This is a genomic window from Phytomonospora endophytica, assembly GCF_014202425.1.
GTDB classification, from domain to species: Bacteria; Actinomycetota; Actinomycetes; order Mycobacteriales; family Micromonosporaceae; genus Phytomonospora; species Phytomonospora endophytica.
On the sequence record NZ_JACHGT010000007.1, the window covers coordinates 402266 to 415644 of the forward strand.

At 70.1% G+C, this 13379-nt stretch carries 13 protein-coding genes and 1 tRNA gene; 5 read left to right on the top strand and 9 right to left on the bottom strand.

Annotated elements, in window-relative coordinates; translation table 11 throughout:
• The first annotated feature begins 45 nt into the window (after positions 1-45).
• Positions 46-891 carry an AraC family transcriptional regulator gene (locus HNR73_RS18440; protein WP_184788728.1) on the top strand — a complete coding sequence of 282 codons (846 nt, stop codon included), beginning with the start codon at positions 46-48 and terminating at the stop codon, positions 889-891.
• Here HNR73_RS18440 and HNR73_RS18445 read toward each other — a convergent pair.
• On the bottom strand, positions 787-1626 hold the full coding sequence (locus HNR73_RS18445; protein ID WP_184788729.1) for a PHP domain-containing protein: 840 nt from the start codon (positions 1624-1626) through the stop codon (positions 787-789). The genes HNR73_RS18440 and HNR73_RS18445 overlap by 105 nt on opposite strands.
• Positions 1627-1843: 217 nt before the next feature.
• On the opposite strand from HNR73_RS18445, the gene trpS reads away from it, so the two are divergent.
• Together trpS and HNR73_RS18455 are read left to right on the top strand one after the other, a co-directional pair.
• A complete protein-coding gene (gene trpS / locus HNR73_RS18450) occupies positions 1844-2881 on the top strand; it encodes a tryptophan--tRNA ligase (protein ID WP_184788730.1) in 1038 nt (345 codons plus the stop codon).
• 90 nt (positions 2882-2971) lie between these two features.
• A complete protein-coding gene (locus HNR73_RS18455; RefSeq protein ID WP_184788731.1) occupies positions 2972-3727 on the top strand; it encodes a sporulation protein in 756 nt (251 codons plus the stop codon).
• Here the strand turns inward: HNR73_RS18455 and HNR73_RS18460 are convergent.
• Positions 3724-4311, bottom strand: coding sequence for a TetR/AcrR family transcriptional regulator (locus tag HNR73_RS18460; RefSeq protein ID WP_184788732.1), 588 nt, complete (start codon positions 4309-4311; stop codon positions 3724-3726). The genes HNR73_RS18455 and HNR73_RS18460 overlap by 4 nt on opposite strands.
• 68 nt (positions 4312-4379) lie before the next feature.
• Entirely contained in the window at positions 4380-6815 is a 2436-nt protein-coding gene (locus HNR73_RS18465) for a beta-glucosidase (RefSeq protein WP_184788733.1), read from the bottom strand.
• Positions 6816-6982: 167 nt separating this feature from the next.
• Here HNR73_RS18465 and HNR73_RS18470 point away from each other — a divergent pair, with 167 nt between their 5' ends.
• Complete coding sequence (locus tag HNR73_RS18470; protein ID WP_184788734.1) at positions 6983-7573, top strand: TetR/AcrR family transcriptional regulator; 591 nt, start codon at positions 6983-6985, stop codon at positions 7571-7573.
• A gap of 246 nt (positions 7574-7819) precedes the next feature.
• Here HNR73_RS18470 and HNR73_RS18475 read toward each other — a convergent pair.
• From HNR73_RS18475 to cmk, 3 genes are all read right to left on the bottom strand, one after another.
• Positions 7820-7893, bottom strand: a tRNA-Pro gene (locus HNR73_RS18475).
• 230 nt (positions 7894-8123) lie between these two features.
• A complete protein-coding gene (der, locus tag HNR73_RS18480) occupies positions 8124-9548 on the bottom strand; it encodes a ribosome biogenesis GTPase Der (protein ID WP_239122395.1) in 1425 nt (474 codons plus the stop codon).
• The gene (gene cmk, locus HNR73_RS18485; protein ID WP_184788736.1) at positions 9541-10221 is read right to left on the bottom strand and encodes a (d)CMP kinase; all 681 of its coding nucleotides are present in this window, start codon (positions 10219-10221) and stop codon (positions 9541-9543) included. Before cmk ends, der begins: the two co-directional genes overlap by 8 nt.
• A gap of 132 nt (positions 10222-10353) precedes the next feature.
• Here cmk and HNR73_RS18490 point away from each other — a divergent pair, with 132 nt between their 5' ends.
• A complete protein-coding gene (locus HNR73_RS18490) occupies positions 10354-10905 on the top strand; it encodes a methylated-DNA--[protein]-cysteine S-methyltransferase (RefSeq protein WP_203686979.1) in 552 nt (183 codons plus the stop codon).
• Here HNR73_RS18490 and HNR73_RS18495 read toward each other — a convergent pair.
• Genes HNR73_RS18495 through HNR73_RS18505 form a run of 3 tightly spaced genes read right to left on the bottom strand, consistent with a single transcriptional unit; the run spans position 10902 to position 13366 of the window.
• Positions 10902-11630 carry a pseudouridine synthase gene (locus HNR73_RS18495; RefSeq protein ID WP_184788737.1) on the bottom strand — a complete coding sequence of 243 codons (729 nt, stop codon included), beginning with the start codon at positions 11628-11630 and terminating at the stop codon, positions 10902-10904. The genes HNR73_RS18490 and HNR73_RS18495 overlap by 4 nt on opposite strands.
• Positions 11623-12459: an SMC-Scp complex subunit ScpB gene (gene scpB, locus HNR73_RS18500; RefSeq protein WP_184788738.1), complete on the bottom strand. Its 837-nt coding sequence runs from the start codon at positions 12457-12459 to the stop codon at positions 11623-11625. The genes HNR73_RS18495 and scpB overlap by 8 nt, the downstream gene beginning before the upstream one ends.
• Positions 12452-13366 carry a segregation and condensation protein A gene (locus tag HNR73_RS18505; protein WP_373316654.1) on the bottom strand — a complete coding sequence of 305 codons (915 nt, stop codon included), beginning with the start codon at positions 13364-13366 and terminating at the stop codon, positions 12452-12454. The genes scpB and HNR73_RS18505 overlap by 8 nt, the downstream gene beginning before the upstream one ends.
• Positions 13367-13379 lie beyond the last annotated feature (13 nt).

Sequence of the window (13379 nt, forward strand, 5' to 3'; positions counted from 1 at the left end):
CTCGGCCGGGCGGGACCTGTCCGGCTTCCGATAAAATGCCGAGTGATGCCGAATATCCGCCACCAGCCGGAGGCGCCGACCGGGATCCGGGTCCTGCCGGCCGGGTCGGAGGTCGACGCGCACCGTCACGACGACCATCAGATCGTCTACGCCGGGCGCGGGGTGCTCTCGGTGACCACGAGCGAGGGCAGCTGGGTGGCGCCGGCCACGCGGGCGATCTGGGTGCCGGCGGGGACGGTCCACGAGCATCGCGCGCACGGTGACACCGACCTGCACATGGTCGGGCTGCCCGTGTCGGACAATCCGCTCGGCCTGGACGGTCCGGCGGTGCTGGGCGTCGATCCGCTGTTGCGGGAACTGATCCCTGCCTACACCGAGGCCGGTCTCGCCGATCGTGCCGAGCGCGACCGGATGCTGGCGGTCCTTCTCGACCGGCTGCGTCGTTCGCCGCAGCGGCCGGTGCACGTCCCGGCGGGCCGTGACCCGCGGCTGGTGGCGATGTGCGCGCTGTTGCGCGCCGACCCGGCCGACGACCGGACCCTCGCCGAGCTCGGCGCGCGGGTCGGGGCGAGCGAGCGGACGCTCAGCCGGCTGTGCCGGGCGGAGCTGGGCATGACCTTCCCGCGGTGGCGTACGCAGGTGCGGCTGCACCGGGCGTTGCTGTTGCTGGCGGAGGGCACACCGGTGACGGTGGTCGCGCATCGCTGCGGGTGGGCGTCGGCGAGTGCGTTCATCGACGTGTTCCGGCGTGCTTTCGGGCACACGCCGGGCGCGCATCCGCACCGCTTAGGCGCGGCTCCAGATGTCGTAGGGGTGACGGCCGGGCCGGAAGCCGTGGGCCTCGACCATGTCGACGGCTTCGGCGAAGCGGCGGGCGAGTCCGGCGGGTGAGTGGGCGTCGCTGCCGAAGGTGACGGCGTCACCGCCTTCTTCACGCCACCAGCGCAGGATGGTGGGGTGCATGGGGAGGCTGGTGTTGACCTCCAGGGCCCGTCCGGTGGCGGCGAGCGCGCGCAGGGCGTGGCGGAACTCGTCGCCGAAGTCGTGGGGGTCGAAGGGCCCGGCCTCGGCGGGCCAGGAGCGGACGGCGTAGTCGATGTGGGCGAGGACGGAGAACAGGTCGGAGGCGACGACGAGGGGAATCTCGCCGAGGTAGTCGCGGACGACCTGGGCGGCTTCGCGGCGCCGGAACAGGCCGGGCGGTTCGTCGAAGCGGTCCTCGCCGGTGGGCAGGCAGTGCAGGGAGCCCAGGACACGCTCGAAGTTCCCGGCGGCGAGGAGCCGGGCGGCGGTGGCGGCGTGCCGGTGGGGTTCGCCGAGTTCGACGCCGGTGATGATCCGCAGGCCGGGGTACTTCTCCCGGCAGCGTTCGACGGTCTCGAAGTACCCGTCGAGGTCGATCGGGGGCGGGGTGAGCATCCCGTCGGTGTCGGCGAGCGAGGCCAGGAAGGCGTTTTCGGGGAGGTGACGGTCGATGACCTCCCATCCGGTGAAGTCCATGTGTTCGGTGAAGGCCACGGCGGGCAGGCCGAGTTCGACGGCGCGCTCGCAGGTCCCCTCCATGGAGCCTTCGGCGGCGTCCCAGGAGTATTCGCTGTGCACGTGACTGTCGGCGGGAAGGATCATCACGGGATCCTCGCAGCCGTGGCGTGGGGCGGCAAGGGCACTGCGCCGTCGGTTAGTCTTGCCGTATGCATCTGCGCGCGAATCTCGCCTGGTGGCCGTCCTAGGACGGCCGCTCAGATGCGCAACCCACCATTCGGGCCGTCCGCTGTGACGGCCCGCGGTGTCTCTCCGGCACGGTGAGCTCACGGCGGCTCCCGGGCAAAGGAGATCGAGAGACATGAGCACCACCACTGTTCCCCGTGACCTCGAACTGTCGGCGCGTGTGCTGGCCTCACCGCAGGACTTCCGGGTCCTGACCGGGGACCGGCCGACGGGCGCGCTGCACGTCGGTCACTACTTCGGCACGCTGCACAACCGGGTCCTGCTGCAGGACCTGGGTGTGGAGATGTTCGTGCTGGTCGCCGACTATCAGGTCATCACCGACCGCGATGTGACCGGCCGGATCGGGTCGGTCGTCGAAGGCATCGTGCTGGACTACCTGGCCGCCGGGCTCGACCCGGAACGCGCGACGATCTTCGCGCATTCGGCGGTGCCGGCCCTCAACCAGCTGGTCCTGCCGTTCCTGAGTCTGGTGTCGACCTCGGAACTGAGCCGTAATCCGACCGTCAAGGAGGAGATCGCGTCCTCGGGGCGGTCGATGGTCAGCGGGCTGATGTTTACCTATCCCGTGCATCAGGCCGCCGACCTGCTGTTCTGTAAGTCGAACCTGGTACCGGTCGGGGACGACCAGCTCCCGCACATCGAGCTGACGCGGACGATCGCGCGGCGCTTCAACGACCGGTACCGGCCGCTGTTCCCGCTGCCGGAGGCGATGCTGTCGACGGCTCCGCGTCTCCTCGGCACCGATGGGGCGAAGATGGGCAAGAGCAGCGGGAACTCCATCGAGTTGCGGGCGACGGCCGATGAGACCGCGCGGGTGATCAGGGGCGCCAAGACCGACGCCGAGCGGCGCATCACCTTCGATCCGGTCAACCGGCCGGAGGTGTCGAACCTGGTGCTGCTGGCGGCCCTGGCCGGCGAACGCGACCCGCACGACGTCGCCGACGAGGTCGGTGACGGTGGCGCGGCGGTGCTGAAGCGGACGGTCACCGAGGCCGTCAACGAATGCTTGCGGCCGATGCGGGAACGGCGGCTGGAGCTGGCCGCCGAGCCCGGCCTGGTGCACCGGGTCCTGAGTCGCGGCAACGAAACCGCCGACGCGATCGCGGAGTCCACTTTGGCCGAGGTGCGCGAGGCGATGGGGACCAGGTACTGACACCGGCCTGGGCTAGGGTCTGTCTGTCGGTCGGCGGGCAGACCCTGGCGCGGCCGGCGACCCCGGTAGGCGAGGAGAGGAACACCCCTGATGGTGCTGCGCAAGATCTTGGCCGCGTTCGGTGCGGGCGTGGAGGTCGACACGCTGCTGTCGGCGTCGGCCGTCCGTCCAGGTGGGACGCTCAACGGGGAGGTCCGCTTCTCGGGCGGGAAGTCCGACCACCGGGTGACCGCGATCAACCTCGAATTCGTCGCCGAGGTCGAGGTGGAACGCGACGGTTCGACGCACCGCTCCCGCTACGACTTCTTCGACGCGAAGGTCGCCGGGGAGGTCATGCTCGCGGCGGGCTCGTCCCACTCGGTGCCGTTCTCGCTGCCCGTCCCCTGGGAAACACCGGTGACCGCACTCGGCGGGCACCAGCTGTACGGGATGCGCCTGGGTGTGGCGACCGAACTGGAGCTGGCCGGCGCGCTCGACAAGGGCGACCTCGATCCCCTGCACGTCGAGCCCCTGCCGGTGCAGCAGGCGGTGCTGACCGCGCTGGGCCGCCTCGGCTTCACCTTCTCCAAGGCCGACCTGGAGGCCGGCACGATCCCCGGTTCGACGATGCCGTTCTACCAGGAGATCGAGTACTGGCCCGGCGGGCAGTTCCGCAACTCCTTCAAGGAACTGGAGTTGACCTTCATCACCACGGCCTCGGCGGTCGACGTGATCCTGGAGGCCGACAAACGGGGCGGTTTCCTGTCGTCCGGGCGCGACGCGCTCAACCGCTTCACCCTCCCCCACACCGAGACCGGCGACCTGACCCCGCTGCTCAACGACAAACTCTCCCGCCTCGCGGCCTAGGGCTCCCCGGCGGTGAGATAGCGCTGCACGGTCGGGCCGACCCACGCCACGATCTCCTCCGGTTCCAGATCCACCACCGGGGGCAGGCGCAGCACGTACCGGCAGAGCACGACACCCAGCAGTTGCGTCACGACGAGCCCGGCACGGCGGGCGGCGAGCTCCCGGTCGTCGCCGAACAGCTTCCCGAGACCGGTCAGGACCTGCCCGGACCAGATCTCGCGGACCCGTTCGGCGGCGGCCTCCTCATTGGACACCGCCGTGCGCAGCAGCGCCACGAGCGTGCGGTCGCTCTCCCACAGGTTCAGTAGATGCCGCATGATCGACTCACCGAGCCGCTCCCGCGGCAGCGTGGTGAAGTCGGGCAGATGCAGGTCGTAGCTCGCGGCGAGTGCGAAGAGCTTCTCCTTGCTGCCGAAGTAGCGCATCACCATCGCCGGATCGATGTGCGCGTCGGCGGCGATGCCCCGGATGGTGGCGCCCTCGTAGCCTTCGGCGATGAAGCGCTCACGGGCGGCGTCGAGGATCGCGGCCTTGGTCGCGTCGGAACGGCGCCGCCGCACGGGGGTCTCTTCGGTCGCGGTCATGAACGCATCCTACGTCAACAACCGTTGACTCTCGGGTCGCCCGCGTCACGGACGACCCGAGACACCCGTTACACCTCCACGACCGCCGAAATCCGCAGGTCGGCGACCGAACGCCCGGCGTGCACGACGTAACTCCCACCGACCGTGCGCCAATCCCCGGCACCCTCGTCCCACACCTGCACCGCCCGCTTCGGGACCTCCACGACCGCCTCGGCCACGTCCCCGGCACCGGCCGCCACCGACGCGAAGCCCGCCAGCCACCGCGCGGGACGCTCGGCATCGGCGTCGACCGGCTCCAGATACACCTGCACGACCTCACGGCCCGCGCGATCACCGGCGTTGGCCACATGGACCCTCACCGTGGCCAGCACCTCACCACCGCCGGCCTCGGCCGCGACGTCGTCGTAAGACCAGTCGGTGTACCCCAGCCCGTGCCCGAACCAGAACGCCGGCGCCGTCTCCCCCCGCTCCCACGCCCGGTAGCCGATGAACACGCCCTCGTCGTAGACGAGTTTCCCGCCGCTCGGCACCACCTCGGACACCGGAGCATCCGCCAGACGCACCGGCCACGTGGTCGGCAACCGCCCACCCGGTTCCGCCGCACCGGTCAGCACATCGGCGAGCGCGCCGGCGAACTCCTGCCCACCGAACCAGGTGAGCAGCACCGCCGAGACGTCCTCCACCCACGGCATCTCCACCGGAGCACCCGCGGTCATCACCACGACCGTGCGCTCGTTGGCCGCCGCCACCCGCGCCACCAGATCGTCCTGCCGCCCCGGCAACACCAGGCTCTTCCGGTCGAAACCCTCACTCTCCACCGACTCGGTGGTGTTGACGAACACCACCGCCACGTCCGCCTCACCCGCCGCCCGCGCCGCCCGATCGATGCCCGTCTCGTCGTCGTGCCGCGGACCGGTGTGCCCGAGAGTGAAGAACACCAGCTTCAACGGACCGCTCACCTGCTCGGGCGCGATCCCCGCCGTCAGCACCAGCGACACCGGCACACCCGCGGTCAACGGAACCGTGACCCGCATGCTCGGCGGATCGATGAACGCCGCCACCGGATCCGGGCTGCCCGGCACCAGCGCGCCGTCGAAGACCGAAGCGCCGTCCAGCGTGAGCGTGAACCGCCCGATCCCCGCGACCGCGAACCGATGGTCACCGGAGACCTCCGGCGTGAACGAACCCGTCAACTCCACCGAGGCCAACCGCTCCGGATCGACCCCCTCGGGCAACTCCCCCATCCAGCCCACCCGGCTCTCCACCAACGTGTCCTCACGCAAGACCGCACCCTCGCGGTCCCGCGCCAACGAACGAAACTCCCCCGGCACCGGCGGCAACTGCGTCCGGGCATCGGTCCCCACCTCGTAGGAGACCTCCACACCCGGCAGCGCCTCCCGCAACGCCTCCAACGGCGAAGCGACGTGCGGCACGAACACCTGCGCACTCCCACCACCCATCACCCGCGGCTCGCTCGCCGCCATACCGCTCACCGCGACACTCCGCACCCCCGCCAACGGCAGCAGATCCCCCTCATTGCGCGCCAGCACGAACGACCGCGCCGCCACCACCCGCGCATGCGCCGCACCATCGATCTCCGCCGGGAACTGCGCCACCGCCGCCGGAGCACCCTCCAACGCCCCCACCCTCGCCGCCAACCGCAACACCCGGCGCACCAGATCGTCGACCACCGACTCCTCGACGCGCCCGTCACGCACCGCCGCCGCCAGATGCTCGCCGTACACCGTCACCGGCCCCGGCATCGCCACATCCGTACCACCCGACACCGAACCCACCGTGTCCCGCGACGCGGTCCAGTCCGACACCACGAACCCGTCGAAACCCCACTCGCCACGCAGAACCCCGTTCTGCAGACCGGAGTTCTCCGTCATCGACAGACCGTTCACCGCGTTATACGCCGACATCACCCCCCACGCGCCACCCTTCTTCACCACCGCCTCGAACGGCGCCAAGTACAACTCACGAAGCGCCCGCTCCCCGACGACGACGTCGACGCTCATGCGGTCGGTCTCGGAATCGTTGGCCACGAAATGCTTCACGGTCGTGGCGACACCACCCGACTGGACACCGCGCACGAAAGCCGCGGCCATCTCACCGGTCAGCAGCGGGTCTTCGGAGAAGCCCTCGAAGTGGCGCCCACCCAACGGCGAGCGATGGAGGTTCACCGTGGGCGCCAAGAGGACGTGCACGCCCTTGCGGCGGGCCTCCTGGGCGAGCAGGCGACCACTCTCCTCGGCCAGCGCCGGGTCCCAGCTCGCGGCCTGCGCCGTCGGGCTGGGCAGCGCGATCGCCGCGTCGCCCGTCCACTCGCGGCCGCGCACGCCGATCGGCCCGTCGGACATCACGATCGGGGCGAGCCCCACCTCGGCCACGCCCGGCAGGGACCACATGTCCTGTCCGGCCAGCAAGCGGGTCTTGGTGTCCAGGTCGAGGGCCGCGAGGGCCTTCTCGACGGCGGTTTCGACCTCTTCGATGTACGACATGGCGGCGGACCCCTTCGACGGTCGGACGGGTGACGATGCACGAAGCATGGCACGACCTACCGACCACTCGGTAGGTATCGTTGCGCAACAGAGACCGAACCACTCCCCGAACCAGACCATAACGGGCACGACCGCGATGCCGACCCCGAACGAATAGGCTCTGCCCCATGACGCAGGCACGCACCACCCGCCGCACCGTCCGACCCGAGGAACGCCGCCAGGACATCCTCGAAGCCGCCCTCACCCTCTTCGCCGAACGCGGCTACCGCGGCGCCAGCCTCGCCACCATCGCCGAGAAGGCCGGACTGACCCAACAGGGCCTGCTGCACTACTTCCCCAGCAAAGAACGCCTCCTCACCGAAGTCCTCCGCCTCCGCGACGAACGCGACATGGCCGCCACCGGCACCGCCGACACCACCCTCGACGCGCTCGCGCGGATCGTCGAGCTCAACCAGGAACGCAGGGGGATGGTGCAGTCGTACACGGTGCTGTCGGCCGACAGCGTCACCGAAGGCCACCCGGCCCGGGACTTCTTCACCGAGCGCTACGAGCGGCTGCGCCTCGAACTGGCCAAGGTCGTACGCGCCGAGCTCGGTGACTCACCGCGCGCCGGAATGACCCCGGAGACGGCGGCGACACTGCTCATCGCGGTGATGGACGGACTGCAGCTGCAATGGTTGCTGTCCGACGAGACCGTGGACATGGCGGGGGCGTTCCGGGGGATGCTGGAGCTGCTGCGGACTCACCCGAGCGGGTGAAACCGCACGCCTGGTGCCCGCACATATGGAGACCCGGTTTTCAGCCGGTTCCGGCGAGGTTTCGGCGCATGGATGAGACGTTCGAGGATCCGTGCGGGGACTATCTCGCGAGGATCGGGAAACGCCGCTCCAACGGCCCGCGCAGGGATTGTCTGCTTCCTTACCGGACCGACGAGATCGATTCCTTCTTCGTCGGAGGCCGGGAAACAACGATCGCCCGAGGCAATATGCCTCGGGCGATTACTGTCGGGACGGCGGGATTCGAACCCACGACCCCCTGACCCCCAGTCAGGTACGCTACCAAGCTGCGCCACGTCCCGAAGCCACCCGCACCTTGTGAGCGCTGGCAGCGAGGAGAAGCTTAACCCAGGCGGCTATGGGGTCCGCAAGCAGGTTCCCGTGCGCGGGGATCGGGGGCGGTGACGTGGATGCGGCGTCCCGAGGGATGCCCTGTGGCCTGCGGACTCGGGTCCCGGCGAACGCCACCGGCCTCAAGAACACGAACGCCCGGCGGGGTCTCCCCCACCGGGCGCCGCGTCAACGTCCGTCCCTACTTCTTCCCGCCGGGCTTGCCGCCCGGCTTCCCGCGCTTCTCGCGGGCCTTCACCGTGATCGAGATCGGGCTGCCGATGAAGCCGAAGTCTTCGCGCAGCCGCCGTTCGACGTAGCGCACGTACTGCGGGTCGAGACGCCCCGAGGTGAACAGGATGAACCTGGGGGGCCGGATGTCAACCTGGGTCGCGAAGAGGATCCTCGGTGCCTTTCCACCCCGGATGGGGTGGGGGTGGGCGGCGATGAGGGCGGCGAGCCACTGGTTGAGCTCGCCGGTCGACACGCGTTGTTCCCACCCGTCGAGGGCGGTGCGGATCTCGCGGGCGAGTTTCTGGACGGCGCGGCCGGTGAGGGCGGAGATGTTGATGCGCGGGGCCCAGGTGATGCGCTTGAGTTCGCGGTCGATCTCGCGGTCGAGGTAGTAGCGCCTGTCCTCGTCGACGAGGTCCCACTTGTTGAAGACGATGACGAGGGCGCGTCCGGCTTCGACGACCTGCGTCAGGACGCGCTGGTCCTGTTCGCTGATCGGTTCGGAGGAGTCGAGGAGCACGACGGCGACTTCGGCGGCCTCGATCGCCGACTGGGTGCGCAGGCTCGCGTAGTACTCGGTGCCGCTGGCCTGTGCGACGCGGCGGCGGAGGCCGGCGGTGTCGACGAGGTGGAAGGTCTCGCCGTCGATGTCGACGAGGGTGTCGACGGGGTCGACGGTGGTGCCGGCGACGGAGTCGACGACGGCCCGGTCGTCTTTGGAGAGCTGGTTGAGCAGGCTCGACTTGCCGACGTTGGGGCGTCCGACGAGCGCGACGCGGCGGGGGCCGCCCGCTTTGGGTTCGCGGTCCTCGGGCATCTCCGGGAGGAGTTTGAGGATCTCGTCGAGGAGGTCGCCGGAGCCGCGACCGTGGAGGGCCGAGATCGGGAAGGGCTCACCGAGGCCGAGGGACCAGAGTCCGGCGGCTTCGGGTTCGAGTCGCTGGTCGTCGATCTTGTTGGCGATGAGCAGGACGGGTTTCCCGCCTCGCTGGAGGACGCGGGCGGCGGCCTCGTCGGTGTCGGTGGCACCGACGATGGCGTCGACGACGAGGAGGATCACGTCGGCGGTGCGCATGGCGATCTCCGCCTGCGTCGCGATGGCCGCCGCGCGGCCTTTCGCGTCGGGTTCCCAGCCGCCGGTGTCGACGAGGGTGAAGCGCCGGCCGGCCCATTGGGCGTCGTAGGCGACGCGGTCGCGGGTCACGCCCGGCACGTCTTCGACGACCGCTTGGCGGCGGCCGAGGATCCGGTTCACGAGGGTCGACTTGCCGACGTTCGGTCGCCCGACGACGGCGACGACCGGTACCGGGCCCTCGTCGAGTTCCGCGCGGGCGGCCTCGACGTCGGCGGTGAACTCTTCGGCGAGGGCGGCCCAGATGGCCTCGTCAGTCACGTACTTCCCCGTTGCTGTCGTTGAGCAGTCGGCGCATGCGGTCGACGACTTCTTCGATGCCGAGTCCGGTGGTGTCGAGGATGACGGCGCCGGGCGCGGCTTCATGCGGTTTGGTGGTCTTGGCGTCGGCGGTGTCTCGGCGGGCGAGGTCGGCGGCGGTGGTGGTGATGTCGGTGTTGTTCTCGGTGCTGCGCCGCCGGGCGCGTTCGGCTTCGTCGGCGGTGAGGTAGATCTTGAGGTCGGCGTCGGGTGCGACGACCTCGCCGATGTCGCGGCCTTCGACGACGATGCCGGCGGGGGCTTCGGCGATGATGCGGCGCTGTTCGGCGATGAGGTGCGCGCGGACGGCGGGGATGCCCGCGACGGCGGAGACGGCGGCGGTGACCTCGGGTCCGCGGATCTCGGCGTCGACGGGGGCGCCGTCGAGGCGGGTGTAGGGGTCGGCGGGGGTGGTGCCGAAGTCGAGCTTCGCGTGGTGGACCGCCGTGGTGACCGCGTCGGTGTTGGTGAGGTCGAGGCCGGCGCGGAGGGCGGCGAGGGTCGCCGCGCGGTACATGGCGCCGGTGTCGAGGTAGGCGGCGCCGAGCTGGGTCGCGAGCCGTTTGGACACGGTGGATTTTCCGGTCCCGGAGGGTCCGTCCACCGCGACTACTCGTGCCTGCTGGCTGTTCACGTTCGCCTCCTGATCACCGTTCGGGCCGCACCAATCATGCCTTGTCACCCGAAGTGAGCTCCGGCACGGGCGGGGTTTGCGGGCGGGGGTCGTGGCCCGCGTCGTGTCGGAGGCGTGAATTAGTCTCGTGGCGTGGGCGACGACACAGGCAACGGTACGTGTTCTGGGGTGCTTCCCGGTCCGAACGGCCCGGTGGGCGTGGTGCTCTCCGAGGTGGGTTTGCTGCGATTGTCCCTCCTCGACCGGGAGGAGCGTTCGGCGGATCGGCCGCCGCCGGCGAGCGATGCCGGGGATCCGCGCATGGCGGCCGTCGCCAAGCAGCTGGCGGCCTATCTGGCCGGTGACCTGCGGGAGTTCTCGCTGTCGCTGGACTGGTCGTTGAGCGGTGGCTTTCAGCAGAAGGTCCTCAAGACGCTGTACGAGACCGTCGGCTACGGCGAGACGGTCAGTTACGGCGAGCTGGCGGCTCGGGCGGGCCGTCCGGGGGCGGCGAGGGTGGTCGGGGCGATCATGGGGAGCAATCCGATCCCGATCATCGTGCCGTGTCACCGGGTCGTGGACAGTGGTGGCGGGCTGGGCGGGTTCTCGGGCAGCCGCCGTGGTCCCTCGATGGAGACCAAGCGGCGGCTGCTGACGTTGGAGGAGTCGATCGCCCCGACTCTGTTCGATTGGACGTTCGACTAGAGTCCGACGGCCTTGTACAGCGCCCCGAGTTCACCCTGGTTGAGGTTGCGCACGGTCCCCGGTTTGAGGTTGCCGAGGGCGACGGTGCCGATCTTGGTGCGCACGAGGCGGTAGACCGGGTGGCCGACGTGGTCGAGGAGGCGCCGGACGATGTGCTTGCGGCCTTCGTGGACGACGATCTCGACGAGGGAGCGGCTCTCGAACTCGTCGATGATGCGGAAGTCGTCGACGGAGACGGGCCCGTCGTCGAGGGTGACGCCCTTGGCGAGCTTCTTGCCCAGGAACGGTGAGACCGGGCCGCGCACCTCGCAGCGGTAGGTCTTGGCGATCTCGTACGAGGGGTGCATGAGCCGGTGGGCGAGGTCGCCGTCGTTGGTGAGGAGCAGGAGGCCTTCGCTGTCGGTGTCGAGGCGGCCGACGTGGAAGATCCGCTCCGGTACGGCCGTGACGTAGTTGGCGAGGCTGGGGCGGCCCTGCTCGTCGGACATCGACGAGACGACCCCGCGTGGTTTGTTGAGCGCGAGGTGGACCGTGCGCACGTCGGTGATGAGGCGTTCCCCGTCGACGTGGATGACGGCGGTGGACGGGTCGACGCGGCTGCCGAGGATGGCGACCTTCCCGTCGACGGTGACGCGTCCTTCGGCGATCAGTTCCTCACTGGCGCGGCGGGAGCCGACACCGGCGGAGGCGAGGACCTTCTGCAGTCGCTGCTCGTTCTCAGTCATCGACGCCGCCCTCGGTGAGGTCGTCGAGGTCGTCGGGCAGGAACGGGGCGAGGGGCGGCAGCTCTGCGATCGAGTTGATGCCCAGTTTCTCCAGGAACAGCACCGTCGTACGGTACAGGTGCGCTCCGCTGTCGGGTTCGGCGCCGCACTCTTCGACGAGTCCGCGCGACAGGAGGGTCCGGATGACGCCGTCGCAGTTGACGCCGCGGATGCCGGAGATGCGGGCGCGGGTGACGGGCTGCTTGTAGGCGACGACGGCGAGGGTTTCCAGGGCCGCCTTGGTGAGGCGGGCCTGCTGGCCGTCGAGGACGAAGCGTTCGACGTAGGGGGCGTACTCGTCGCGGGTGTAGAAGCGCCAGCCGCCGGCCTGGCGGCGAAGGTCGAAACCGCGGGCCTGTTCGGTGTACTCGGCGGCGAGGCGTTCGAGTGTGGCGGTGATCTCCTCGGCGCTCCGGTCGAGGATCTGGGCGAGCATGATCTCGCCGGCGGGTTCGTCGACGATCATGAGGATCGCTTCGAGGGTTCCGGCGAGGTCGTCGACGACGGGCAGCGGTTCGGCCTCGGCGACGGGCTCGGGGGCCGGTGCGGTGCCGGGTGCGGGTGCGCCGAACTCGGCGAGGTCGGAGCCGTCGGCGGGTGCGCCGGGTTCGGTGTCGGGGGGTGTGTCGGGTGGGGTCTCGGCGGTGATGGACGCCAGGAAGTCCGGTGCGGCCGTTTCGGTCGCGGGTTCCCTGGTCTCCTCAGGCGTGTCGTCCTGCGCGCGCTGCCAGGGCGGGGTCCAGTCGGCCACCGCGTCGGCGAGGGACGCCCCCCGTGCCTCGTCACTCACTGTCGGGTTCCTCCGTTGTTTCCTCGTCGTCTTCGGTGCTCACCGGTGCCCCGGAGTATTCGTCGACCTCGATGTCGCGGGCGTCGGCCTCGGCGATCCAGCGGACGTTGAGTTCGCCGAGCGCTTCGACCTGGTCGAAGCCGACCATGTTCTCGCGGTAGAGCTCCAGCAGCGCCAGGAAGCGCGCGACGACCTCAAGGGTCGATTCGCAGTCGGCGCAGAGGTGACGAAAGCTGGCGGTGCCCAGGCCGCGGAGTCTGTCCTGGAGGATCGCGGCGTGCTCGGCGACGCTGACGCGGACCATGTGGACGTGGGCGGTGGAGACCTCGGGGATCGGTTTGGGTCGCATCGCGTCGCCGGCGAGTTTGGCGAGGCGGTCGGGTCCGATGCCGAGGACGAGTTCGGGGAGTGCGGCGGCGAAGCGCGCTTCGAGGGACACCGCGCGGGGCCAGCGGCGGGCGGCGCCCTGTTCGAGGCCGTGGATGTGCGCGGCGGCCTCCTTGAAGGCCTTGTACTGGAGGAGGCGGGCGAAGAGGAGGTCGCGGGCTTCGAGGAGGGCGAGGTCTTCGGCGTCCTCGACCTCGGCGGTGGGGAGGAGGCGGGCGGCCTTGAGGTCGAGGAGGGTGGCGGCGATGACGAGGAACTCGCTGGTCTCGTCGAGGTCCCAGTCGTCGCCCATCGCGCGGATGTAGGCGATGAACTCGTCGGTGACCTTGTGCAGCGCGACTTCGGTCACGTCGAGTTTGTGCTTGCCGATGAGCTGGAGGAGAAGGTCGAAGGGGCCCTCGAAGTTGGCGAGGCGGACCTGGAAACCGGTCGCGGGCGCCGGCTCGGGGGCGGCGTCGGCCGCGGTGTCGCCGGCCACCGCCGTGACACCGTCCCCGGTCTGCTCGTTCGCCGTGATCACCCCGAAAGCCTAA

Excerpts from the sequence above, each read along its gene's own strand:
- HNR73_RS18440 (WP_184788728.1), top strand. The coding sequence starts at position 46 with ATGCCGAATATCCGCCACCAGCCGGAGGCGCCGACCGGGATCCGGGTC.
- HNR73_RS18445 (WP_184788729.1), bottom strand. The coding sequence starts at position 1,626 with ATGATCCTTCCCGCCGACAGTCACGTGCACAGCGAATACTCCTGGGAC.
- trpS (WP_184788730.1), top strand. The coding sequence starts at position 1,844 with ATGAGCACCACCACTGTTCCCCGTGACCTCGAACTGTCGGCGCGTGTG.
- HNR73_RS18455 (WP_184788731.1), top strand. The coding sequence starts at position 2,972 with ATGGTGCTGCGCAAGATCTTGGCCGCGTTCGGTGCGGGCGTGGAGGTC.
- HNR73_RS18460 (WP_184788732.1), bottom strand. The coding sequence starts at position 4,311 with ATGACCGCGACCGAAGAGACCCCCGTGCGGCGGCGCCGTTCCGACGCG.
- HNR73_RS18465 (WP_184788733.1), bottom strand. The coding sequence starts at position 6,815 with ATGTCGTACATCGAAGAGGTCGAAACCGCCGTCGAGAAGGCCCTCGCG.
- HNR73_RS18470 (WP_184788734.1), top strand. The coding sequence starts at position 6,983 with ATGACGCAGGCACGCACCACCCGCCGCACCGTCCGACCCGAGGAACGC.
- HNR73_RS18495 (WP_184788737.1), bottom strand. The coding sequence starts at position 11,630 with ATGACTGAGAACGAGCAGCGACTGCAGAAGGTCCTCGCCTCCGCCGGT.